A 21,743-nucleotide genomic window follows, 5' to 3' on the forward strand; every position below is an offset into this window, starting at 1 on the left:
GGGATGAATCGGTAATGTCTGAACAGGTGGAAACGCTCCCCAGGCTGGACTGGCTCCTGGACAGCCTCGTCGACAGGATCCCGGAGATCCGCCACGCGATCGTCCTGTCCGAGGACGGCCTCACCCTCGCCAAGTCGAAGGAACTGGGCAGGGACGACGCCGAGCAGCTCTCCGCGATCGCGTCGGGTCTGCAGAGCCTGTCGCGCGGTGCCGCCAACCGCTTCCAGGGTGGACACGTACGGCAGACGGTGGTCGAGATGGACACCGCCTACCTCTTCGTCACCAGTGCGGGACAGGGAGCGCGGCTCGCGGCCTTCGCCTCCGACAGTGTCGACGTCGGCATGATGGCCTTCGAGATGAACACGCTGGTCAAGCAGGTGGGGCAGTACCTGAGCGCCGCGCCCCGCGTGGAGACCTCCTTCGTGCGGTACGGTAAGGGTGCCTGACGGGCAGTGGTCCGACGCCGAAGGGGTCGGACACCACGTCCGGCCATACGCCATCACCGGGGGACGCACGCGGCACAGCCAGCACTCCTTCGCGCTGATCACCCTGGTGGTCACCCGGTCTCCGGACGGATTCGGCGGTGAGCCGGTCGAACCGGAGTCGGCGGCGATCCTGGACATCTGCCGGGACCGGGCCGTGGCCATCGCCGAGATCGCCGCTCAACTGGACCTTCCGGTGAGTGTGGTGAAGGTCCTCTGCGGCGATTTACTTAATTCGGAGCTGATCCTCGTCCAGGCTCCGCCCAAGGAGAGCGACGCCCCGAGTGTGGAACTGATCGAAAGGGTCATGGATGGCATACGCCGCCTCTAACCCAGTCATGCCGACGGCGTTGAAAATTCTCATAGCGGGCGGCTTCGGCGTGGGCAAGACCACGATGGTCGGCTCCGTCAGTGAGGTCCCGCCGCTCGAAACCGAAGAGCGCATGACCGTGGCGAGCGTGGGTTTCGACAGCCTCGCCGGTGTCGAGAACAAGACGGCGACCACGGTCGCCATGGACTTCGGCCGGATCACCATCGCTCCGGAGCTGGTCCTGTACCTGTTCGGCACGCCGGGCCAGCACCGCTTCTGGTTCATGTGGGACGACCTCGCGCTCGGTGCGCTGGGCGCGGTCGTACTCGCGGACACCCGCCGCCTGGAGCAGTGCTTCGCCTCGGTGGACTACTTCGAGAAGCGTGGCACGCCGTTCGCCGTGGGCATCAACTGCTTCCACGGCCGGCGGGAGTGGACCACCGAGCAGGTACGCAAGGCGCTCGACCTCGGCCCGGACATCCCGGTGATGCTCTGCGACGCCCGCGACCGCGAGTCCAGCAAGAGTGTCCTGCTGGCCCTGCTGGACGTGGCCCGGGCACAGGCCCTGGCCAGGACGGCGGTCGTCCCGGGCGCCCACTGACGGCGCACCGCCCCCGGGAGGCGGCCTCGAAGGCGGCCCGGGGGCGACCCCGGGCGCCGGACGGGCCACGGGCGTGCCGGGGTCCGGGTGTGCCGGGGCCCGGGTGCGCGGACGGGGCCAGGGCTCCGGACGGGCCACGGACACCGGCGGGGTGCCGGCGGCCCGGTACCGCCCTGCCTGCCGTGGACGGACCCCGGCACCCGTCCGGTGACCTGCCGTGCCGTCATCCCGTCGCTCCGGCGATCACCCCGCCACCTTGGCGACCTCCACCGTGCACAGGGGGTCCGCGTGGAAGGGCGCCAACTGCTCGTCACTCGCGCCGTCGTCGGTGATCAGTGTCCAGGGCGCCTCGAACCCCGCCCACCAGTAGGACTCCTCACGGCCCAGCTTGCCGGCGTCGGCGAGCACGTACACCGCCCGTGAGCGGTTGATCATGAGTTCCTTCAGTGCGGCCTGCTCCGGGCGGGCCTCGCAGATCCCCCGCCCGGCCACCACGCCGTCCGCGCCGAGGAAGACGGCGCCCGCGGTGAGCCGGGCCACCGCCGCCTCCGTGAGCGGCCCCACCATGCCGAGGCTGAGGTGCCGCACCGTGCCGCCGAGCACGATCAACTCGACGCCCGGCACCCCGGCCAGCTCGTTGATGGACGTCAGGCCGACAGTGGCCACCGTCACCCCGCCGCGCGCGGCCAGCCGGGAGGCGAGCGCCCCGACCGTCGTACCGGCGTCCAGCAGCAGCGGACCGCTGCCGGTGACATGCGCCTCGGCCGCCCGCGCGATGGCCGCCTTCTCCCTGCGGGCCAGCAACTCCCGTTGCTGGAGCGGCTGTTCCTCGCCGGGCGCCGACGACACCGCGCCGCCGTAGGTGCGCACGACCTCCCCCGACGCGGAGAGCCGGGAGAGGTCGCGCCGGATCGTGGACTCCGAGACTCCGTACCGCCTCGCCAGCTCCGTCACGCTCAGCGGCCGGCTCTGCAGCAGGTCGCGGATGGTGGCGCGACGGTCCCTGCTGTTCATGCCCCGGTGCCTCCCACGGGGGCCGCCCCGCGCCGCGGAGCCAGCTCCACCGCCTGCCGCAGGGCCTCCACCATGCTCGCCTCGTCGGCCCGGCCGGTGCCCGCGATGTCGAACGCGGTGCCGTGGTCGACACTGGTGCGGATCACCGGCAGGCCGACCGTGATGTTCACCCCGGCGTCCAGGCCCAGCACCTTCACCGGGCCGTGGCCCTGGTCGTGGTACATGGCGACCACCAGGTCGAAGTCGCCGCGCACGGCCCGGAAGAAGACGGTGTCCGCGGGCAGCGGCCCCTGGGCGTCGATCCCGTCGGCGCGCACCGCCGCTATCGCCGGCACCACCTTGGCCTCCTCCTCACCGTGCCCGAAGAGGCCGTTCTCTCCGGCGTGCGGGTTGATGCCGCAGACCGCGATGCGCGGTGCCGCGACACCGGACGCGGTGATCGTCGCGTGCCCGCGGCGGATGGTGCGCTCCACCAGGCCCGGCTCGATCCTCGCCACCGCGTCGACGAGGCCGATGTGCGTGGTGACATGGATGACCCGGAGCCTGGGGGCCGACAGCAGCATGGAGACCTCGGCGGTGCCGGTCAGCTCGGCGAGCAGTTCGGTGTGCCCGGGGTAGCGGTGGCCCGCGGCGTGCAGGGCCTCCTTGTTGAGCGGCGCGGTGCAGATCGCGTCGACCTCGCCGTCGGACGCCAGCCGGGTGGCCGCCGCCACATAGCGGTACGCGCCCTCCCCGGCCACGGGAGAGAGCCTGCCGAAGGGCAGGTCCGCGGGGATGCCGCCGATGTCCAGGCAGTCCACCCGGCCCGGCTGGAAGGCCGCCCGGCCCACGGAGTCCACCCGGTTGACCTCCAGCCGCACCCCGCACACCTCGACGGCCTTCTCCAGCCGGGCCGCATCACCGACCACCAGCGGCCGGAAGGGCAGCCGCCCGGCGGCGCCGGCCAGCGCCTTGACGATCACCTCGGGGCCGACGCCGGCGGCGTCGCCCATGGTGATGGCAACAACAGGTTCGGACATGGTGACATCCTTCCGTAGCCGCGACTCGGCGGCGCAATCGGTTCCGGTCATGACGGGACGCTCCCGGCGCCGGCGGCGGCGGGGCCGGTGCCCTCGGCCGTGGTGGGGGTCCGGCCGAGGAGGGCTCGGGCGGCGTCCAGCAGGGTGTCCTCGGTGCCGAAGGCGCCCGCCTTGGTGACGACGGTCAGCCCGGCGGGCGTGCGCATGCGGACCACACCGGGCGCCGGCTCGCCCAGCACGGCCAGGGTGCCGACGCCCGCGGCACGCAGGACGGCGCGCGCGGTCTCCCCGCCGGTGGCGACGAGGGCCCCGGCCGACGGCAGCCCGCCGGCCGCAGCCTCGGCCAGGGCGTGGGCGAACTCCCCGGCCCTGGCCGGGCGCACCTTGGCACCGGGGTCCGGGAAGAGCACCGCGTGCCGGCCGGCCAGCAGCGCGGCACGCAGCGCACGCCCGGCGACCCGGGGCCCGTCCGGGCCGGTGCCGACGGTGACGGCGACCGCCGGCAGCCGTTCGATGAGCGCCCGGCGCTGGGCGCTGGCCTGCTCGGTACGGCTGCCGACGCAGATCAGCAGGGGGCCCGGGGCCGCGGACGGCTCGGTGGGCCGGGGGGCTTCGACGGGCTGGGAGCCTTCGGCGGTCCGGGATGCCTCGGCGGGGCCCGGCCCGGCAGTCGGTGGCAGCGCGAGGTGGTGCGCCAGGCCGCCGGAGCCGACCAGCAGCACCGGCAGACCCGCGGTGGCCCGCAGCGTCCCGGCGAGGTCGCTGTCGTCGGCGGCGTCCACCACGACCGCGTCGGCCCGGCCGGACGCCTCGGCCAGCAGCCGGGCGCCGTCCCCCCGCCGCAGCGCGTCGAGGCCCAGCAGCTGCACGGTCAGACCGGCCGCGGTCAGCTGCTCGGCGAGAGGAACGCGGTCCGGGTGGCTCAGGTCCAGCGGTGTGCCGTCCACGAACACCCGGCCGCCGGCGACGGTGCGGCCGGTGGCGGGGAACGCCGGGGCGACCACGGCGAGGTGGCGGGCGCCGTCGCGGTCCCGGAGCGCGGCCAGGCAGGCGCGCACCTCGGGGCCGACGGCGCCGCGCAGGGTGGAGTCGATCTTCTTGTAGACCGGGGTGCCGGGACCGTACCCGGCCAGCGCGCGGGTGACCCGGGCGGCCGCCTCGTCGGGCGACAGGTACCGGCTGTCGGTGTCGACGGCGACCACGGTGGCGTCCGCCGGGCGCGCCCCGGGATCGAGGACCACGGCCGTCCGGGCGCGGTGCGCGAAGGCCGCCGCGGTGTCCGCGGCGCCGGACAGGTCGTCCGCGACGATCAGCAGGGCGGGTGCGTGCGGACTCACGGGCGCGCGGTCCCCTCGCCGGTCACTGTGCCCTCGCCGGTGCTCTCGGCGGCCGGTCGCGGTGGGGTGGTGCCCCCGCCGGCTCCCCCGGCTGCCGGGCGCGGTGCGGTGCCGGGGCGGGCCGCGGGTACGGAGCCGGTGGGAGCGCCCACCGGCTGCTGGCCGGCGGCCTCGGCGCCCGCGGCGACGGCGGCTGCCCCGGCGGACACCGGCCGCGGGTCACGGCCCTCGGCGGAGGGCGGCGCCAGCCGCTGGAGCCTGCGGTGGTACGCGGCGGTGACCACCGGCACCAGCAGGGAGGTCACCACCACCGAGGCCGCCACCAGCACCGTGGCCTTGTCCGCGGCCTGCTTGTACGCCGGATTGGCCGCGGCGACCAGGGCGGGCACCGCGGCGGCGTTCCCCGCGGTGCTGGCCGCGGCGAGGCCCGCCATGCCGTTGCCGCCGATCAGCCGGTCGGTGACGAAGAGGGTGGCGCCGCTGAAGACCAGCACGAAGAGACCGAGCCCGAGGCCGAGCAGCCCCGCCGTCCACACCGCCGAGAGGTTGATGCCGGCGCCGAGAGCGAAGCCGAAGAAGGGGATGCAGACGGGGACCGCGGCACCCAGGAACGTGCGCATCTGCGGGTCGAGGTTGCCCAGCACCATGCCCACGATCAGCGGCAGGATGGCGCCGAGCATGGTCTGCCAGGGGAACGACGACAACCCCGCGACGCCCAGTGTCACCATGGTGAGGAACGGGCCGGACTCCAGGCTCATCAGCGAGTAGGCGGCGGCGTCCTTGGCTTTTCCGAACTGGCCCATCAGCGCCATGTAGAGGCCGCCGTTGGTGTCGTTCAGCGCGGCCACCACCGCCAGCGTGGAGAGCCCGGCGAACGCCCCGCCGCTGACCGGGCCCTCGCCCAGGAAGTGCCCCAGCACCACGCCGACGACCACCGCCATCAGCACCTTCACCAGCAGCAGCGCCCCGCCCTTACGGAGCACGTACGGAGTGGTGCGCAGCTCGATGGTGGCGCCCATGCAGACGTAGAACACCGCGAGGATGGTGAGGGAGCCGGAGAACAGCGCGCCGGTGAACGAGCCGAAGAACTCGCCGGTCCCCTGGTGCGCGGTGTTGATCACCGCTCCGATGAGCAGCGGGATCAGCATCATCCCGCCCGGCACCCGCTCCAGGCTCCTCTTGATCGGTATGGACATGTGCGGCTCCTGCCTTCGCTGTACCGGAACCGGCCTGCACACCGTCCCCGACAGCAAGGGGATCCGTGCATTCCGCCTGGGGTGACGCTAGACCCGTTGCGCGATTCGCGCAATGTGCGTGAAACGAGCATCACACTCCCACCGCCTCCGGCCTTGGCCGCGCACATCGCGCATCACCTGCAGGTAGCCGCCGGGGAGAGACGCGGCGGAGCCACACGGCGCACCCCGACCGGGCACATGCGGTGGTCGGGGCGGCCGGCGAGGCCCCGAGAAGCACGGCGCACCCGCAGCCGCACACCAGAGGCACGGCGGACCCCGGCCGCACGGCAAAGGGTCCCCGCCGGCGGGCGGGGACCCCGGCGCCGTCGTGGCGCCCCGTGCGCCGGGGCGCCACGACGGCGCCGGCCGGTCAGGTCAGCTCACCGGCTCCGGATAGAACTCACGCTTCGCCCCGGACTTGTCCTGTAGCCGGCCGAGCAGCCCCGCCGGGTACTCGACCAACCAGTACGTCACCACCGAGGCGGGGATCGCGAGGCCGAGCACCAGCACGGTGCCCAGGGCGTAGCCGTACGGGCCGCCGGGCAGCAGCCCGTGCTCGTCCAACTCCAGCATCACCGGCTCGTGCAGGATGTAGAGGCTGTAGCTGATCAGCCCCACGAAGGTGAGCCACCGGGCCCGCAGCGCCCGGTGCCAGGCACCCTTCCGCCTGCTGCGCAGGGTGGCGTAGAGCAGCACCATCCACACCACCGAGGACATCGGGTGGAAGAAGGTGAACGCGGCGTTCTCCGGCACCGACACCCACGACAGCACGTAGAGCGCCACCAGGCACCCGACGCGCAGCGGCACGGCGAGTGCGGTGGGCAGCATGCCGCGGTCCTTCAGGGCCACCGACAGCACGGCCAGCAGCATGCCGGCCGCGAACCCGCCGAAGCGGGCCTGCGGACCGAAGTACACCGGGTAGTCCAGGTGCCCCACGTGGTATACGTACCGGGCCACCGCGATCCACACCAGCGGCAGCACGAACAGCAGCACACACCCTCCGGCACAGATCGCCACCCGCGTCGAGCGGTTCGCGAAGCGCCGGCAGAGGCGGATCGCGAGCGGCCCGAGCGCCACCAGGACGAAGTAGAAGATGATCTCCAGGGAGAGCGACCAGGTGGGCCCGATGGTGTAGAAGATCCGCTGCCGGTCGAAGAGGTGCGTGAAGGTGAGGTGCTCGACCAGGTCCAGCCAGTTGCCGGGCAGCACCGGGTTCCTGCTCACCCACACCACGAGCACCATCAGGTAGTACAGCGGCAGGATGCGGATGATGCGCCGGTACATGAAGGACCGCGCCGGGCGGGTGGCGCCGCCGTCGATCGCGGCCCGTGCGTACGACAGCGTCAGCAGGTACGCGGACATCACCAGGAAGAGGTCGACCACCTCCAGGGAGATCAGCGACCCCAGGGCCATGTTGCCGACGGGCGGTTCGGGCCCGTCGGGTCCGTACTGCATGTACATCTGCCAGACGTGGAAGACGACGGTGCTCAGCGCGGCGATGCCGCGGAAGCCCTCGATCTCCTGCGCACGGCTGCGCGGCGGTGCCCCTTCCGGCGGGTGCTGGGCGGCGGCCCGCGCCCGGCCCGCGGCTCCCCCCGCCCCGGCAGTGCTTCCTGCGGGGGTGGTTCCTGCGGGGGTGGTTCCTGCGGCTCCGGTGCTCGCGGTGCCGGCGCTCATGACCGCACCGCCGGGGCCGAGGCGCGCGGGGTGACCCGCCACTGGCGGTCGCCCAGGGCCTCCTTCAGGTGGGCCTGACGGGCCACCATGTTCTTCAGGTGACTGTAGAAGAACGTGGAGAACACGATGTACCGCCAGAACCACCCCTTGCGGCGGCGTATCTCGGGCGCCGCGAGCCGCCAGGCGAACGCCGCCTGCAACGGACCCGACGCCATCGTGAACAGCACGGCCAGCAGGCAGCTCGGCACCAGCCAGTGCAGCTTGTCCACTCCGCCCTCGCGCCAGGCCGAGTAGGCGAGGATGGGCACGATCTGCAACCCCAGCCACGGCTGGATCTCCCGCCAGCACAGCAGCACCGTCAGCCCGAACCGCTGCCTGCGTGTGAAGGGCCCGCCGCGCAGCACCCGCCACTGGTGCTTCAGCGACACCTGGAGCCAGCCCTGCGCCCAGCGGGCGCGCTGGTTCCACAGCGCCCTCAGCGTGGTGGGCGCCAGCTCACGCGAGATCAGCGTCCGGTCCATGGCGATCCTGGCCCCCGATTCGAGGGCCCGCAGACTGGAGTCGATGTCCTCCGTGAGCATGGTGCCGTGCATCCGGATCCTGGCGAGCAGATCGGACCGCCAGAAGCCGTTGGAGCCGCCGAACACCCCGAAGTCGTACATCCGGGTGCGCCCCGGGTGGCTCACCGCGTAGATGGACTCGAACTCCACCGCCACCAGGCTCGCGACCGGTGAGCTGTCGCCGTTGCGTATCACACAGTGGCCCTGCACCACGTCGTAGCCGTTCGACAGCCAGTGCCAGGCGTGCCGGAAGGCGGCCGGTTCCGGGTGGTGGTCGGCGTCGAAGATGCCCACGAACTCCCCGTGGATCCGGCTGACCGCCGCGTTGATGTTCTGCGCCTTGGAGGTGGAGCCGCGGACCTTCAGCAGCACCAGCCGCGGGTCGCGCCGGGCGATCTCGCGCAGGGTATCCTCCACCGGCAGCGGGCGCGGTGTGTTGTACGCGAGGACGATCTCCAGCTCGGCCGGGTAGTCCAGGCGCAGGAAGGACTCCACCGTGTCGACGATGGTGGCCGCCTCGTTCGGCAGGTACGCCGCGATCACCGCACTGGCCGGCGGGTAGGGCTGCCCGGGGCTCTTCGGCCGGGCGGGCGCGTCCAGCGCGAACAGGCACTCCAGCGCCACCAGTGCGGCGGAGACCAGCAGGCCGCCCACCACCACCCAGTACATCGCCGAGCCCAGGTCGAAGCCGGCCAGGCAGAGCTGCCGGTAGAGCACGAAGGGCACCCCGAGCCCGAGCAGCAGCACCAGCGCCGGCGTCATGCTGGACAGCAGCGGCCGCACGAGGGAGCGGCGCGGCCCCCGGTGCGTTAGGCCGTCCATCCACGGCGCATGGCGGACCGGCCGCAGATCGCGGTGGTTCATCGCCTCGGCGGCCGCCTGCGCGGCCGCGCGGACCAGCTTCTCGCGCTCGGCGGTGCGCTCGATGGGCAGCCAGCCGATCGCGGGGGTCAGCCGGACGTTCTCGTCGGCGACCACGAAGCGGGTGCCTGCCACCGCGTGTGCGAACTGCTCCAGCCTGCGGCGGGTGGTCTCCTCGTCGACGTCCGGGATCAGCATCAGCAGGTGCCCGTCCTCGTCCCAGCCGAGCCGGTCGCAGACGTTGCCCAGCTTCTCCGCGACACCGGCGAGCCGCTCGGCGACCTCGCGGTGCACCCGGGGGCCGAGCCTGGTCTCCAGGCCCGCCATCTCGGCGACGGCCACCACGGCCAGGGCGCCGCCGCGCCGCCCGGTCCGCGCGCGCTGCAACTCCCGGCCCAGTTCGCCCAGGAAGTGGTGGTACGAGTACAGGCCGGTGCGCGGGTCGAGCGGCAGGCTCTCCACGGGAACGGGCACCCGGCGCAGCCGCGCCTCGATGCGGGCGGACAGCTCGACGGGCTCCGAGTCGTACCGCAGGCAGTCGTCGGCGCCGTGCCCGAGCAACTCGGCGACCGCCCCCGAGCCGGTGTCCGGCGCCGTCACCACCAGCAGCGGGAGTGCGCTGCCCGGCGGCACGGCACGGACCGCCGCGATCACCTCCGCGCTGCCGGGGCCCTGGCCGATGCGGTCCTCGGGACGGCCCGTCAGGTCCGCCCGGAGTCCGCGGTGGTCGCCTGGCAGCCGGTCCTCCGGTAGTCCGGTCCGCTCCCACGGCCGCCCGGTGCGGTCCTCCAGGAACGTGGTCCGGTCCTCCTGGAGCCCTGCTCGGTCCTGCCGGAGCGCGGTGCGGGACTCCTGGAGGACGACGACGGCGTCCGGCGGCGCCTGCTGCAACCGGGCGCCCGCTTCGGACGGCAGCGCGTGCGCCACCGGGTGCCCGGTGGACTTCAGCGCCCACAGCAACCGGTCGAGCCGGGGCCCCGGGCTGCCGACGGCCAGCACCCGGGCGGGCACCGGCTCGCCGCGGCCCGGCCGGCCTGCGGGTGGTGGGGCGGACGAGGGTGATGAGGTGGTGTGCTGCGTGATGAGCACCGTGCGTCTCCTTTACCGGTGGGGGGTCCATGGGCACGTGGTCAGCGCGGGAGGTCCCATGGCAAACGGGTGGTGCGGTGAGCGGGGCCGCCGGCCGCGGTCCGGCTCGGGGGTCGCCGACGGCCGCCCTGCCGGCGGACCGGGTCGGGCGGAGGCCGTCGCGTGTGTGTGGGGGGATGCCCCGGTGGACCCGGCGCGGGCGCGCCGGACCGGGGCGCGGACGGGACATGCCGCCGGCGCGGCGGAACCGGCCGGGGCACGGCGGCGGCGTCACCGCTCGGAACACCGAGGACGGGCGGCGATGTGCCCGTGCACCCGTGCACGGGTGCACCGTGTCCGGGTGGCCGGTGGGCGCCCGGGTTCCGCGCGGGCCGGAGGCGTCAGCCCCTCAGTGCCCGGCTGGTCCCGGTGCGCCGGCGGCACCCCGGGCGGGGCCCGGGTGTCTGCGGCGGCCGGGGTCGTGCCGGAAGGCGGGCGCGGCCGGCGTGGGGGCCGGCAGCGCCGGACGGGGCCCGGCGGCCCGTCTCGCGTGGAGACCGGACGGGGCCCCGAAGGACCGCGCCCGGCACCCGTCGGGCGCCGTGACATGGGGGGTTGCGGCGCTCATCGCGAGGCGCGAGGGCAGGACGCCTCCGGCCCGTCCCGGCAGGGAACAGGGCCGGATGTTCAAGAAACGGCCGACGGCATCCGGTGCGGGAGGCCGGGGGCCACGGACGCGCCCGGCACGTCAGGCCGGTGCGCGCCCGGACCCGCGGGCTCGCAACTGGACGCGGGCCCTTGGGCAGGCGCGGTGGGCGGGGGGCGGTGCGTCAGCGCGTGAGGCATATGAGTGGTCCCATCCTGTTCGGATTGTGGGGGGAGGACCGAGCTTTTGTGTGCGCAACCGTTCAACCCTTGGAGCCGGACGGCAGTGTGTCACCTTAGCCTCACCCCCTGCGGTGACACCACACCTACGGGGTTGTAACACCCGTATGAAGTCGGAGGATTCGGTGAAGGCCGGGGTGCGCACCGTGTACACCCCGGCCGGCCGGGTGGCGGGTGGCGCCGAGCGTGCCGGCCCCCGGGTGGCGCGGGGCCGGCACGCCGCAGCGCCGGGTGCGGGAGCCGGGCGGGTCAGAACCTGAAGACGTCGTCGGTGCCGACCTCGGCGGCACACCGGTTGACGAAGGTCTCCCGGTAGGACACGCGCGTGCCCTGCCACGTGCCGGTGGCGGTGGCCGTCACCGGGTCGACGACGGTGGGACAGGTCCGGCCGGGGACGGAGGGGAGCAGGGTGAAGTCGCCCTTCACGGCGGTGAGCGCGGCGCATGCCGCCGCGGGGTCGGGGTGGGTGCCACCGTCGGGGTCGCACTCCAGGGTCGCCTCGTCGACGGGGCGCTGCGAGAGGTCGGAGGCGACGAGGGTGAGGGCCAGGGCACTGGCGGGTGCCGCCGACGGCTGCGCGGCGGCCGGGGCCGCGCCCGCCGCGGTGAGCGCGAGGGTCAGGGTGGCCGCGGCGGCGAGCGCCGCGGCGGTGGGTCTGCGGATCATGGTGCCTCCTTCTCGGGTCCGATGAGGGCGGCACGAACCTAGGCCCACGTCACCACCGGGCGGGGGAGCGGAATGAGCCATTGCTGGCCCCCCACGGGCCCCACGGCCCGCTCGCGGCACACCACCCGTGCAGTGACGATGGCCTCGGGCCTGGCATCCGGGCAGCGAACCGTCGGCGGAACAGGGCCACCGTCGCGCTCAGACGATGCCCTCCGCGATCTCCGCCTGCTCCCGGTCCGAGCCGTACGCGGAGGTGTCCGGTGTGCCGTAGGCACCGCGTGCGACGTACCACCAGACACTGGCCAGCACCAGCACCACCGCGAGCGCGATCACCGCGTAGTTCATCGAGTCGACGGTGATGGGCGAGGACTGCGGCAGGCAGAACAGCACCGTCACCAGGGCCACCCAGGTCACCGCCACACAGCCGACCGGCCGGCTCCACCGGCCCAGGTGCCAGGGCCCGCGGCGGAAGGCGTCCCCCTTGCGCAGCCGCAGCAGGATCGGCAGCGCGTACGCGGGGGTGATCCCGATGACGTTGATGGCCGTCACCGCGCCGTACGCGGTCGCCGAGTACAGCGACGGCAGCGCCAGCACACCGGCCACGATCACGGAGAGCCAGACCGCGGGAACGGGCGTCTGGGTGCGACTGCTGACCCTGCGCCAGAGGCTCGACCCCGGCAGGGCGTTGTCCCGGCTGAACGCGAACACCATGCGGCTGGCCGCGGCGACCTCGGCGTTGCCGCAGAAGAGCTGGGCCACGATCACCACCAGCAGCAGCGCCGTGGCGCCGTCGGTCCCGAGGGAGTCCAGCAGGATCTGCGCCGGCGGCACACCCGTCGCGCTGTTCTGCGTGCCCGAGTAGTCCTGGATCGCGAAGGTCAGGCCCGCCAGCAGGACGAAGCCGGCTATCCAGGAGACCCAGATCGACCGCACTATGCCGCGTGCCGCGGACACCGACGCGTTCGAGGTCTCCTCGGACAGGTGTGCGGAGGCATCGTACCCGCAGAACGTGTACTGCGCGAGGAGCAGCCCGATCGCCGCCGCGTACACCGGGTTCGACCAGCCGGTGTCGTTGACGAACGTGGTGAACACGAACGACGGTGACTGGTGGTGGTCCGGCACGATCGCCAGCACGGCCACGATCAGCGCCACGCCCGCCAGGTGCCACCACACGCTGATGGAGTTCAGCAGGCTCACCAGCCGCACCCCGAAGAGGTTGAGCACCGCGTGCAGCAGCAGGATGCCGCAGAAGACCAGCATGGTGGAGCCCGGCGTGGGATGGAAGCCGAACTGCAGGTTCAGCAGGGCGCCGGTGAACAACGCCGCCCCGTAGTCGATCCCGGCGATCGCGCCGAGCAGCCCCAGCAGGTTGAGCCAGCCCGTGTACCAGCCCCAGCGGCGGCCACCGAGCCGGTCCGCCATGTAGTACAGCGCCCCCGACGTCGGGTACGCGCTGGTGACCTCGGCAAGCGCCATGCCCACGAAGAGCACGAAGAGCCCCACCCCGGCCCAGCCCCACAGCATCACCGCCGGCCCGCCGGTGCCGAGCCCGAAGCCGTAGAGCGTCATGCAGCCGGACAGGATGGAGATCACGGAGAAGCTGATGGCGAAGTTGCCGAAACCGCCCATGCGGCGGGCCAGCACCGGCCGGTAGCCGAGCTCGCGGAGCCGCTGTTCCTCGTCGTGCGGTGGGCGGCCGTCGGTGTTCGTACTCGACCATGTGGGGCGGGACACGCGCTTACCTCCGTAGAACGACGTACACCTGAGACGTACAGCAGCAGAAGGGAGATGGGTCCTCGATATCGGGCGGCGGGCGGTCGGTGGTGCGGCGGGGACGCGGGGCCGGCGGGGCGGGCGGCCGCTCAGCTGCCGCGGGTGCCGTCCAACGCGGCCAGGCAGCGCGCCCGCGCCTGCGCGAAGAGCTCCGCCGCGGCGGCGGTGTCCCGGGCGTCCGCCACCCGGTACACCCAGGGCACCGGCGTGTAGTACGGGCCGAGCGCCTTGAACACCCAGCCCGCCTCCCGGAACTGGAGGGCGCCCCACAGGCCGTGCGCCAGATGGCTCATGTCCAGCAGGGAACTCTCCGCGGGGGAGACGTGGTCGAACCACTCGTACAGCGCCCGCCGGGCCTCCCTGGTGGCGTCCTCCGCGACCCAGTGCAGGTCCAGCGCCGCGTCCCGGCCGCCGTCCCTGCGGTACCGCTCGACGTGCAGGTACAGCGGCAGCACATGCAGCGGGGAGCCGGCCGGCGCCGAAGAGGCCGCCCACTGGACGAAGTTGACCGCCTCCGTCAGCCGCCCGCCCGTGGGCCTGGCGTACAGGAACTGCAGCATCCTGTGGTACGCCTCGCGGTTGTAGGGATCCCGCTTGTCGGCCTGCGCGAGCAGGCCCCAGGGCCCCGGCGGCAGCATCGGCTCGGGCGGCGCCACCCGGTGCTCGTCCCACTGCTGCCGCTCGTCGAGACGGGCCAGCGCCAGCAGGCACACCCACGGCACCGGGTCGTCCTCGGCGGTGCGGGCGGCTATCCGGCACGCCTCCCAGGCCTGGTGCCACAGGTCCTGGGTGTGCCGGTGGCCCTCGCGGTGCGCCCGCAGCGCACGCTCCACCGCGACCCGGCCGTGCATCACCGCGGCCGCCACGCTGTGCGGCTCCTCGGCACGCCACGCCTGCACCAGGTCCGTGCCCGCGGCGGCGGCCGCCAGGATCTGGGTGCGCTGCGTCCACAGCGGCCGGCCGGCGGTGGCCTCCAGCAGGTCCCGCATGGACATCCAGCGCCCGACGCGCAGGTCCTGCAGCGCGACGCGCAGGTCGGAGTCATGGCCGGCCGGGTGGTATGCAGGACGAAAACCCGTCGGGGACATCAGTGGGTCGCCCCGGCGCGGCAGGACGGGGCCAGGTGAACTCGCAAGCAGTGCTCCGCGGAATGCATGGGGTGTGCGACAGTCGGCCGCCAGTGTAGAGGCGGCGCTTCCGACGGGTGGCGGAAATCGAGGATCTTTCTCCACGCATAGTGGCCCATCGGCGATGGAGAGTGAGCACGGGGTTCCCGCGGGTGCGCTTGACGGTGCCCGGGGCTCTGGACAAGGCTGATCAGCACGTGATCACGAACGGTCGTGAGCGGTGTCGACCGGCGCGTGAGCACGGAACACGGCTTCGACGGACGACCTCGTGGGGGGTGGGCCATGACGGGCTCGGTGCTCGCCATCGACCAGGGCACCTCCGGGACCAAGGCCCTCGTGGTCTGCCCGGAGCGGGGCGTCCTCGGCACCGGCACCGCCCCGGTGACCGTCCGTCAGCTGCCCGGCGCCCGCGCCGAGGCCGACCCCGCGGACCTGTACGCGTCCGTGCTGGACGCCGGCCGCCAGGCGCTCGCCGCGGCCGGCGAGCCGGTCGCCGCGGTGGGCCTCGCCAACCAGGGTGAGACCGTGCTCGCCTGGGACCCGGCCACCGGCCGGCCGCTGACCGACGCGATCGTCTGGCACGACAAACGGGCCGAGACGGTCTGTGCCGGCCTCGCCCCGCGCGCCGACGAGCTCCGGCAGCTCACCGGCCTGCCGCTCGACCCCTACTTCGCCGCTCCGAAGATGGCCTGGATCCGCCGCAACCTCACCACCGAGGGGGTCGTCACCACCACCGACTCCTGGCTGGTGCACCGCCTCACCGGAGCGTTCGTCACCGATGCCGCCACCGCCGGCCGCACCCAGCTCCTCGACCTGGACGAGGTCGACTGGTCACCGGCCGCCCTGGACGCCTTCGGGCTCGGCGGCGAGCGGCTGCCCGGGATCGTGGACGCGGGCTGCCGGGCGGGCACCACCACCGCCTTCGGCGCACCGCTGCCGCTCACCGGCCTGCTAGTCGACCAGCAGGCGGCCCTGCTCGCGCTGCGCGTCACCGAGCCGGGCACCGCCAAGTGCACCTACGGCACCGGCGCGTTCCTGCTCGCCGCCACCGGCGGCCGGCCGCTCAGGAGCGGACAGGGCCTGGTGAGCTGTGTCGCCTGGCGGCTCGGCGGCCGGCCCGCCTACTGCCTGGACGGCCAGGTCTACGCCGCCGCGTCCGCCGTCGCCTGGCTCACCGGCCTCGGGGTGATCTCCGGCGCCGGTGACCTGGACCGCGTCGGCTCCTCGGTGGCCGGCACCGGCGGCGTCACCTTCGTGCCGGCACTGGCCGGGCTCGCCGCCCCGTGGTGGCGCGGCGAGGTACGCGGCTCACTCACCGGCCTCGGCCTGGACACCGCCCCCGGGCACCTGGTGCGGGCCCTGTGCGAGGGCATCGCCGCCCAGGTCGCCGAGGCCGCCGACGCCGCCGCCCGCGACCTCGGCGCCCCACTCGGCACGCTCCGCGTGGACGGCGGCCTGACCCGCTCCGCCCTGCTGATGCAGACTCAGGCCGACCTGCTCCAGCGACCCGTGGAGGTGTCCGCGGTGCACGACGCGACGGCGCTCGGCGTGGCCGCGGCCGCCCGCCTCGGCCTCGACCCCTCGCTCACCCCCGATGAGGCGGTGCCCGCCTGGCGCCCCGCCACCGTGTACGAGCCCCGGACCGGTCCCGCGGAGGCCGGGGAGCGCCGCGCCCGCTTCCGGGCCGCCGTAGCCGCCCTGCTGAGCCGCGAGGCGGTGGCGCCGTGACCGTCACCACCGCGGGGCCGTTGCCCCGGGACCCGTACGACGTCGCCGTGCTCGGGGCGGGCGTGGTCGGCGCCGCGATCGCCCGCGAGCTGGCCCGCCACCGGGGCCTGCGCATCGCGCTGCTGGAGGCCGCCGACGACGTCGGCGAAGGCACCTCCAAGGCGAACACCGCCATCCTGCACACGGGTTTCGACGCGGTGCCCGGCTCGCTGGAGGCCCGCCTCACGGCCGACGGGGCGCGGCGCCTCGCCCGTTACGCGGCCGAGGCCGGGATCCCGGTCGAGCGCGTCGGCGCGCTGCTCGTCGCCTGGGACGGGGAACAGCTCGCCCGGCTCCCGGAACTGGCCGGCAAGGCCGCGCGCAACGGCTGCCACGACACCCGCCTGCTCACCCCGGGCGAGCTGTACGCGCGCGAGCCCCACCTCGGCCCCGGCGCCCTGGGCGCCCTGGAGGTGCCCGGCGAGAGCATCATCTGCCCCTGGACGACCACCCTCGCGTACGCGACCCACGCCGTACTCGCCGGCACCGACCTGCACCTCAACTGCCGGGTGCGCGGCATCCGGCAGAGCGGCGGCCACCACGAGCTGAGCTGCTCCCGCGGCCCGCTGCGCGCCCGGTACCTGGTGAACGCCGCGGGCCTGAGCGCCGACGCCGTCGACGCGATGCTGGGCCACCACGACTTCACGGTCACCCCGCGCCGCGGCCAGCTCCTCGTCTTCGACACCTTCGCCGGGGACCTGGTCCGGCACATCCTGCTGCCCGTCCCCACCGCCCTCGGCAAGGGGGTGCTCGTCGCGCCCACCGTGTACGGCAATGTGCTGCTCGGCCCCACCGCCGAGGACCTGCACGACAGGCACGCCACCGAGTCCACCGCCGAGGGCATCGCCCTGCTCCGCGCGAAGGGCCGGCGGATCCTGCCCGCCCTGCTCGACGAGGAGGTCACCGCCGTCTACGCGGGACTGCGTGCCGCGACCGGTCAGGAGGACTACCGGATCCGGGCCCACCCCGGGCAGCGGGCGGTGACCGTCGGCGGCATCCGCTCCACCGGCCTCACCGCCTCCATGGGCATCGCCGCCCATGTCACCGGTCTGCTCGCCGACGCGGGACTGGACCTCGGCGCCGAACGCGACCTGCCGCCGCTGCGCATGCCGCCGATGGGCCGCGCCGCCCCGCGCCCCTGCCGGCAGGCGCCCCTGGTCGCCGCCGACCCGGAGTACGGCACCGTCATCTGCCACTGCGAGCTGGTCTCCCGGGGGGAGATCCGCGATGCGCTGGCCGCGCCCGTGCCGCCGCGCTCGCCGGCGGGGCTGCGCCGCCGCACCCGGGCCGGGGCGGGCCGCTGCCAGGGCACCTGGTGCGGCCCCGCGGTCCGCGACCTCGTCGAGCGTTCGGCCGTGCGGGAGGGCGTATGAGCGGGCCCGCCGCCCTGAGCGTGGACGTGCTGGTCGTGGGCGCGGGCCCGGCCGGGCTCGCCGCTGCGGCCCGGCTCGCCGCCCGCGGCGCGGGACGGGTGCTGGTCGTGGACCGTGAGCAGCAGGCCGGCGGCGTGCCACGCCACTGCGAGCAGCGCGGTTTCGGGCCGCCGGGGCGCTGGTGGACCGGGCCCGAGTACGCCGCGCGGGCCGCCGAGGCCGCGGCCGGTGCGGGGGCCGAGCTGAGCACCGGCACCACCGCGCTCGGCTGGGCCGCCCCCACCACCCTGGACACCACGGGCCCCCGGGGACCCGAGCGCATCACGGCCCGGGCGGTCCTGCTCGCCACCGGCGCCCGCGAACGCCCCCGCAGCGCCCGCCTCGTCCCCGGCACCCGGCCCGCGGGGGTGCTCACCACCGGCGAACTCCAGCAGGCGGTGCACCTCTACGGCCAGCCGGTCGGGCGGCGGGCGGTCGTCGTCGGTGCGGAACCGGTCTCCTACGTCGCGCTGGACACCCTGCGCCGCGCGGGCACCGAGACCGTCGCCATGGTCACCTCCCTGCCCCGGTCCCAGGCGGGCGCCGCCCGCGCCCAGTGGGCCCGGCTGGCCGGCCGGGTGCCGCTGCTGACCGGCGCGGAGGTGGCCGAGGTGCTGGGCCGCCCCCGGCTGACCGGGCTGCGGCTGCGCGGGCACGACGGACGCACCGCCGTGCTGGCCTGTGACACCGTCGTCTTCACCGGCGACTTCACACCCGATCAGGTGCTGGCCAGGCAGGGCGGCATCACGCTCGACCCGGGCACCCGGGGACCGGCCGTCGACACGGCGTTCCGCACCTCGCGCCCGGGTGTCTTCGCGGTGGGCAGCGTGCTGCACGCCGCCGAGAGCGCCCGGATCGCGGCCCACGAGGGCGCACTCGCCGCGCGCTCCGTGCTGCGCCGGCTCACCAGCCCGGCCGGCTGGCCGGACGCGGACACCGTGCCGGTGCGCGTCGCACCGCCGCTGCGCTGGATCGCCCCCAACCTCCTCACCCCCGACGCGCCCACCCCCACGACCTTCCTCCTGCGCACCGACCGCTTCCTCACCCGCCCCGTCCTCCACGTCACCCAGGGCACCCGCACCCTGCACACCGAACGCCACCTCCACACCGCGGCCCCGGGCCGCCCGCTACCCCTCTCCGGGACCTGGACCCCCCAGGTGAACCCGGCGGGCGGCCCGGTACGGGTAACGGTGGGGTGAGCCCACACCAGTGGTGAGGGCCCACCCAAGAGGGGGCGCGGGGAACCTGCGCGCCCAGCTGCCACCGGCCGGTGGACGAGGGGGACCGCAAGGGCTGCCCTGGAAGCCCGCCGCAGGCGAGAACCGGCTGCCCAGGCAGGAGCGCCCTCATCCACCCCCGTACAACAGCCCCTTCACCCACCCTCCACCCGGTCACTCCGGTACACGTGCGCCGACGGCCACGAAAACCCGGACGCAGGCGTGAGCGCCAGGATCGCCATGTCGTCCTGGGCCCCCGCCCCGGTCCACTCCGCGATGTCGTGGACCAGAGCGTCCACCAGCTCGCCGGGGTTCCCGAACGTGCGGTGGGCGAGCACACCGGCGGCCGGGTCGTAGAACTCGCCCTCGGGATCGCGCGCCTCGATCACACCGTCCGTGATGAGCAGCAGGACGGCCCCGGGCGGCAGTGCGACGGTGTCCACCGGCGGTGACCCGCCGCCGGTGGACTCGGGCAGGCTGAGCCCCAGCGGCAGCCGGCGGGAGCCGGGGTCGAGCCGGGTCACGGTGCCGTCGTGCACCAGGTACGGCGCGGGATGCCCGTGGTTGACCAGCCGGACGGTGTCCCCCTCGGGCGAGAACTCGGCGAGCACCGCCGTGGTGAACTCCTCGGAGTCGGTCGCCGCCGCCCTGCGCTCGCCCTCCAGGCGCAGGGCGGCGTCCAGCCGCAGCGCCAGCTCGCCGAGCGTCGGCGCGTGCTCCGCCTCCTGGCGGAACGCCCCGATGGCCACCGAGACCGTGCCGACCGCCTGCAGCCCCTTGCCACGGACGTCCCCGATCAGCGCGCGCACCCCGAACGGCGTGGGCTGCACGGCGTACAGGTCGCCGCCGATCCTGGCCTCCGCCAGCGCCGCCTCGTACCGTCCCGCCACTCGCAGCGGTCCCGCGGCGCTCGGCAGGTCGGGCAGGATCGCGCGCTGCGCGGCCTCCGAGACGTCGATGGCCCGCACCATCCTGCGGCGCTGCCGGTGCAGGACGGTGTTGACCACCAGCGCCACGAGGCCCACCACGGCGATGTCGGCGACGTCCACGACGAGGGCCACCAGGTAGCGCTCCAAGTGGAGGTCGAGCGCGACCGACGCCCCACAGGCGGCGATCGCGACGGCCACGGCCTGGCGGAAGGCCAGCAGGGCGCCCCCGACCAGCGGGGCGGCGGCCAGCAGCGGCAGGCCCGTGTACGGCCGCGGCCCGAAGAGGTCCCCCATCGCGCCTGCGACGAGCAGCACGATGCAGACCAGGAGCGCGGTGTACGACCTTCTCGCGCGGCGTGCGGACTGGGGCATGGCGGAATCACCGGGCGCTGACGGGCGTGGGGGAGGGCAGCGGCCCCGACAACGTAACCCGCCCCGGCCGCGCCCCGCCCCCGGCACGCCGGGGCCCGCCAGCGCCGGCTTGCGACGGGGCGGCGCGCCGGGCGGCGGCGCGGGGCCGGTCAGCGCGGGGCCGGGTCGCCCGCCGGTCAGGTGGTGCTGTGGATGCTGCCCGAGCGGGCCGTCAGACGCTCCCCGCTGCCGCCCCACCGCGTCGCGACGATCTCCGCGGCGATCGACACCGCCGTCTCCTCCGGGGTACGGGCACCGAGGTCGAGACCGATCGGCGAGGACAGCCGGGCCAGCTCCGCCTCGCTCACACCGGCCTCGCGGAGCCGGGCGAGACGGTCCTCGTGGGTGCGGCGGGAGCCCATGGCGCCGACGTACCCGAGCGGCAGGCGCAGGGCGACCTCCAGCAGCGGCACGTCGAACTTCGGATCGTGGGTGAGCACGCACACGACCGTCCGCGCGTCGATCCGGCCCGCCTCGGCCTCGGCCCGCAGATAGCGGTGTGGCCAGTCGGTGACGACCTCCGCGGCGTCCGGGAAGCGGCGCGAGGTGGCGAACACCGGCCGGGCGTCGCAGACCGTGACACGGTACCCGAGGAAACTGCCCATCCGCGCGGTCGCAGCCGCAAAGTCGATCGCACCGAAGACGAGCATCCTGGGCGGCGCGGCGTGCACGGAGACGAAGAGCGTGAGGTCGTCCCCGCGGGTGCTGCCGTCGTAGCCGCGGCGCACCGTGCCCGTCCGGCCCTCGGCGAGCATGCCCCGGGCCGCCTCCGCGGCCGTTCGGTCCAGCAGCTCGGTGCCGAGCGAGCCGTCCACGCGGTCCGCGCGCAGCACGAGACGGCGGCCGAGACGCGCGGCCGGATCGCCGCCCCCGGCAGGCTCCGCGGCGCCGGCGGGCTCCCCGGGATCCCGTGGCGCCGTCGCGGCCACACAGGTGACCACGGCGACGGGTTCCCCACCGCGGACGGCGGCGGCCAGCTCGTCCAGGCCGGGGAAGGACGCCGGGTCGATCCGCTCCACATAGACGTCGATGATGCCTCCGCAGGTCAGGCCGACCGCGAACGCGTCCTCATCGCTGACCCCGTACCGTTCGAGGACCGGCCGGCCGTCGGCGATCACCTCCTGGCACAGGTCGTAGACCGCGCCCTCGACGCAGCCGCCCGAGACGCTGCCGACGACCGTGCCGTCCGGGCCGACCAGCATCTGGGCGCCCGGCGGCTGCGGCGACGACCGCCAGGTCTCCACCACGGTCGCACATGCGAACGGCTCACCGGCGCGCCACCAGCGCTCCATCTCCTTCAACACAACGCCACGCATGGGCGACAGATGCTCCCTTCCGCCCAACTTCCCGGATCCACAGGGCCGGACCGGGCTCTGGCTCCAATGTAAGAGC

17 protein-coding genes are annotated in these 21,743 nt (G+C 74.5%); 6 read left to right on the plus strand and 11 right to left on the minus strand.

Annotated elements, in window-relative coordinates; genetic code table 11:
- Positions 1-14: 14 nt before the first annotated feature.
- Genes ACSMXW_RS33000 through ACSMXW_RS33010 form a run of 3 tightly spaced genes read left to right on the plus strand, consistent with a single transcriptional unit; the run spans position 15 to position 1,393 of the window.
- A complete protein-coding gene (locus tag ACSMXW_RS33000) occupies positions 15-446 on the plus strand; it encodes a roadblock/LC7 domain-containing protein (RefSeq protein ID WP_485801775.1) in 432 nt (143 codons plus the stop codon).
- Positions 439-813, plus strand: coding sequence for a DUF742 domain-containing protein (locus ACSMXW_RS33005; protein ID WP_485801776.1), 375 nt, complete (start codon positions 439-441; stop codon positions 811-813). The genes ACSMXW_RS33000 and ACSMXW_RS33005 overlap by 8 nt, the downstream gene beginning before the upstream one ends.
- Positions 794-1,393: a GTP-binding protein gene (locus ACSMXW_RS33010; protein WP_485801778.1), complete on the plus strand. Its 600-nt coding sequence runs from the start codon at positions 794-796 to the stop codon at positions 1,391-1,393. The genes ACSMXW_RS33005 and ACSMXW_RS33010 overlap by 20 nt, the downstream gene beginning before the upstream one ends.
- Before the next feature lie 243 nt (positions 1,394-1,636).
- On the opposite strand, the gene ACSMXW_RS33015 is transcribed toward ACSMXW_RS33010, so the two are convergent.
- The 9 genes from ACSMXW_RS33015 to ACSMXW_RS33055 all read right to left on the minus strand — a co-directional run bounded on the left by ACSMXW_RS33015 (position 1,637) and on the right by ACSMXW_RS33055 (position 14,576).
- Positions 1,637-2,407: a DeoR/GlpR family DNA-binding transcription regulator gene (locus ACSMXW_RS33015; RefSeq protein ID WP_485801779.1), complete on the minus strand. Its 771-nt coding sequence runs from the start codon at positions 2,405-2,407 to the stop codon at positions 1,637-1,639.
- Complete coding sequence (gene pdxA, locus ACSMXW_RS33020; protein ID WP_485801780.1) at positions 2,404-3,426, minus strand: 4-hydroxythreonine-4-phosphate dehydrogenase PdxA; 1,023 nt, start codon at positions 3,424-3,426, stop codon at positions 2,404-2,406. Before pdxA ends, ACSMXW_RS33015 begins: the two co-directional genes overlap by 4 nt.
- Before the next feature lie 47 nt (positions 3,427-3,473).
- Entirely contained in the window at positions 3,474-4,763 is a 1,290-nt protein-coding gene (locus ACSMXW_RS33025) for a four-carbon acid sugar kinase family protein (RefSeq protein ID WP_485801781.1), read from the minus strand.
- On the minus strand, positions 4,760-5,959 hold the full coding sequence (locus ACSMXW_RS33030) for a 2-keto-3-deoxygluconate permease (protein WP_485801782.1): 1,200 nt from the start codon (positions 5,957-5,959) through the stop codon (positions 4,760-4,762). The genes ACSMXW_RS33025 and ACSMXW_RS33030 overlap by 4 nt, the downstream gene beginning before the upstream one ends.
- 414 nt (positions 5,960-6,373) lie before the next feature.
- On the minus strand, positions 6,374-7,675 hold the full coding sequence (locus tag ACSMXW_RS33035) for an acyltransferase family protein (RefSeq protein ID WP_485801783.1): 1,302 nt from the start codon (positions 7,673-7,675) through the stop codon (positions 6,374-6,376).
- Positions 7,672-10,185 (minus strand): glycosyltransferase, encoded by a 2,514-nt coding sequence (locus ACSMXW_RS33040; RefSeq protein ID WP_485801785.1) that lies wholly within the window; start codon positions 10,183-10,185, stop codon positions 7,672-7,674. Before ACSMXW_RS33040 ends, ACSMXW_RS33035 begins: the two co-directional genes overlap by 4 nt.
- Positions 10,186-11,298: 1,113 nt before the next feature.
- Positions 11,299-11,715: an SSI family serine proteinase inhibitor gene (locus ACSMXW_RS33045; RefSeq protein WP_485801786.1), complete on the minus strand. Its 417-nt coding sequence runs from the start codon at positions 11,713-11,715 to the stop codon at positions 11,299-11,301.
- Between the two features lie 198 nt (positions 11,716-11,913).
- Positions 11,914-13,449 (minus strand): amino acid permease, encoded by a 1,536-nt coding sequence (locus tag ACSMXW_RS33050; protein ID WP_485801787.1) that lies wholly within the window; start codon positions 13,447-13,449, stop codon positions 11,914-11,916.
- 128 nt (positions 13,450-13,577) lie between these two features.
- On the minus strand, positions 13,578-14,576 hold the full coding sequence (locus tag ACSMXW_RS33055; protein WP_485801789.1) for a hypothetical protein: 999 nt from the start codon (positions 14,574-14,576) through the stop codon (positions 13,578-13,580).
- A gap of 321 nt (positions 14,577-14,897) precedes the next feature.
- Here ACSMXW_RS33055 and ACSMXW_RS33060 point away from each other — a divergent pair, with 321 nt between their 5' ends.
- Genes ACSMXW_RS33060 through ACSMXW_RS33070 form a run of 3 tightly spaced genes read left to right on the plus strand, consistent with a single transcriptional unit; the run spans position 14,898 to position 18,993 of the window.
- Complete coding sequence (locus tag ACSMXW_RS33060) at positions 14,898-16,343, plus strand: FGGY family carbohydrate kinase (protein ID WP_485801791.1); 1,446 nt, start codon at positions 14,898-14,900, stop codon at positions 16,341-16,343.
- A complete protein-coding gene (locus tag ACSMXW_RS33065; RefSeq protein ID WP_485801792.1) occupies positions 16,340-17,755 on the plus strand; it encodes an FAD-dependent oxidoreductase in 1,416 nt (471 codons plus the stop codon). The genes ACSMXW_RS33060 and ACSMXW_RS33065 overlap by 4 nt, the downstream gene beginning before the upstream one ends.
- Positions 17,752-18,993: an FAD-dependent oxidoreductase gene (locus ACSMXW_RS33070; RefSeq protein ID WP_485801793.1), complete on the plus strand. Its 1,242-nt coding sequence runs from the start codon at positions 17,752-17,754 to the stop codon at positions 18,991-18,993. Before ACSMXW_RS33065 ends, ACSMXW_RS33070 begins: the two co-directional genes overlap by 4 nt.
- A 173-nt stretch (positions 18,994-19,166) precedes the next feature.
- Here ACSMXW_RS33070 and ACSMXW_RS33075 read toward each other — a convergent pair whose 3' ends face one another.
- Both ACSMXW_RS33075 and ACSMXW_RS33080 read right to left on the minus strand, forming a co-directional pair.
- Entirely contained in the window at positions 19,167-20,312 is a 1,146-nt protein-coding gene (locus ACSMXW_RS33075) for a PP2C family protein-serine/threonine phosphatase (protein ID WP_485801795.1), read from the minus strand.
- Positions 20,313-20,488: 176 nt separating this feature from the next.
- Positions 20,489-21,667 carry an XdhC family protein gene (locus tag ACSMXW_RS33080; RefSeq protein WP_485801797.1) on the minus strand — a complete coding sequence of 393 codons (1,179 nt, stop codon included), beginning with the start codon at positions 21,665-21,667 and terminating at the stop codon, positions 20,489-20,491.
- Positions 21,668-21,743: the final 76 nt, after the last annotated feature.

The sequence above is a fragment of the Streptomyces sp. DSM 116793 genome (assembly GCF_057320905.1).

What these genes read in the sequence shown, in the direction of transcription:
- ACSMXW_RS33075 (WP_485801795.1), bottom strand. Translation starts at nt 20,312, where the DNA reads ATGCCCCAGTCCGCACGCCGCGCGAGAAGGTCGTACACCGCGCTCCTG.
- ACSMXW_RS33010 (WP_485801778.1), top strand. Translation starts at nt 794, where the DNA reads ATGGCATACGCCGCCTCTAACCCAGTCATGCCGACGGCGTTGAAAATT.
- ACSMXW_RS33060 (WP_485801791.1), top strand. Translation starts at nt 14,898, where the DNA reads ATGACGGGCTCGGTGCTCGCCATCGACCAGGGCACCTCCGGGACCAAG.
- ACSMXW_RS33070 (WP_485801793.1), top strand. Translation starts at nt 17,752, where the DNA reads ATGAGCGGGCCCGCCGCCCTGAGCGTGGACGTGCTGGTCGTGGGCGCG.
- ACSMXW_RS33000 (WP_485801775.1), top strand. Translation starts at nt 15, where the DNA reads ATGTCTGAACAGGTGGAAACGCTCCCCAGGCTGGACTGGCTCCTGGAC.
- ACSMXW_RS33030 (WP_485801782.1), bottom strand. Translation starts at nt 5,959, where the DNA reads ATGTCCATACCGATCAAGAGGAGCCTGGAGCGGGTGCCGGGCGGGATG.
- ACSMXW_RS33045 (WP_485801786.1), bottom strand. Translation starts at nt 11,715, where the DNA reads ATGATCCGCAGACCCACCGCCGCGGCGCTCGCCGCCGCGGCCACCCTG.
- ACSMXW_RS33080 (WP_485801797.1), bottom strand. Translation starts at nt 21,667, where the DNA reads ATGCGTGGCGTTGTGTTGAAGGAGATGGAGCGCTGGTGGCGCGCCGGT.
- pdxA (WP_485801780.1), bottom strand. Translation starts at nt 3,426, where the DNA reads ATGTCCGAACCTGTTGTTGCCATCACCATGGGCGACGCCGCCGGCGTC.
- ACSMXW_RS33055 (WP_485801789.1), bottom strand. Translation starts at nt 14,576, where the DNA reads ATGTCCCCGACGGGTTTTCGTCCTGCATACCACCCGGCCGGCCATGAC.
- ACSMXW_RS33035 (WP_485801783.1), bottom strand. Translation starts at nt 7,675, where the DNA reads ATGAGCGCCGGCACCGCGAGCACCGGAGCCGCAGGAACCACCCCCGCA.
- ACSMXW_RS33015 (WP_485801779.1), bottom strand. Translation starts at nt 2,407, where the DNA reads ATGAACAGCAGGGACCGTCGCGCCACCATCCGCGACCTGCTGCAGAGC.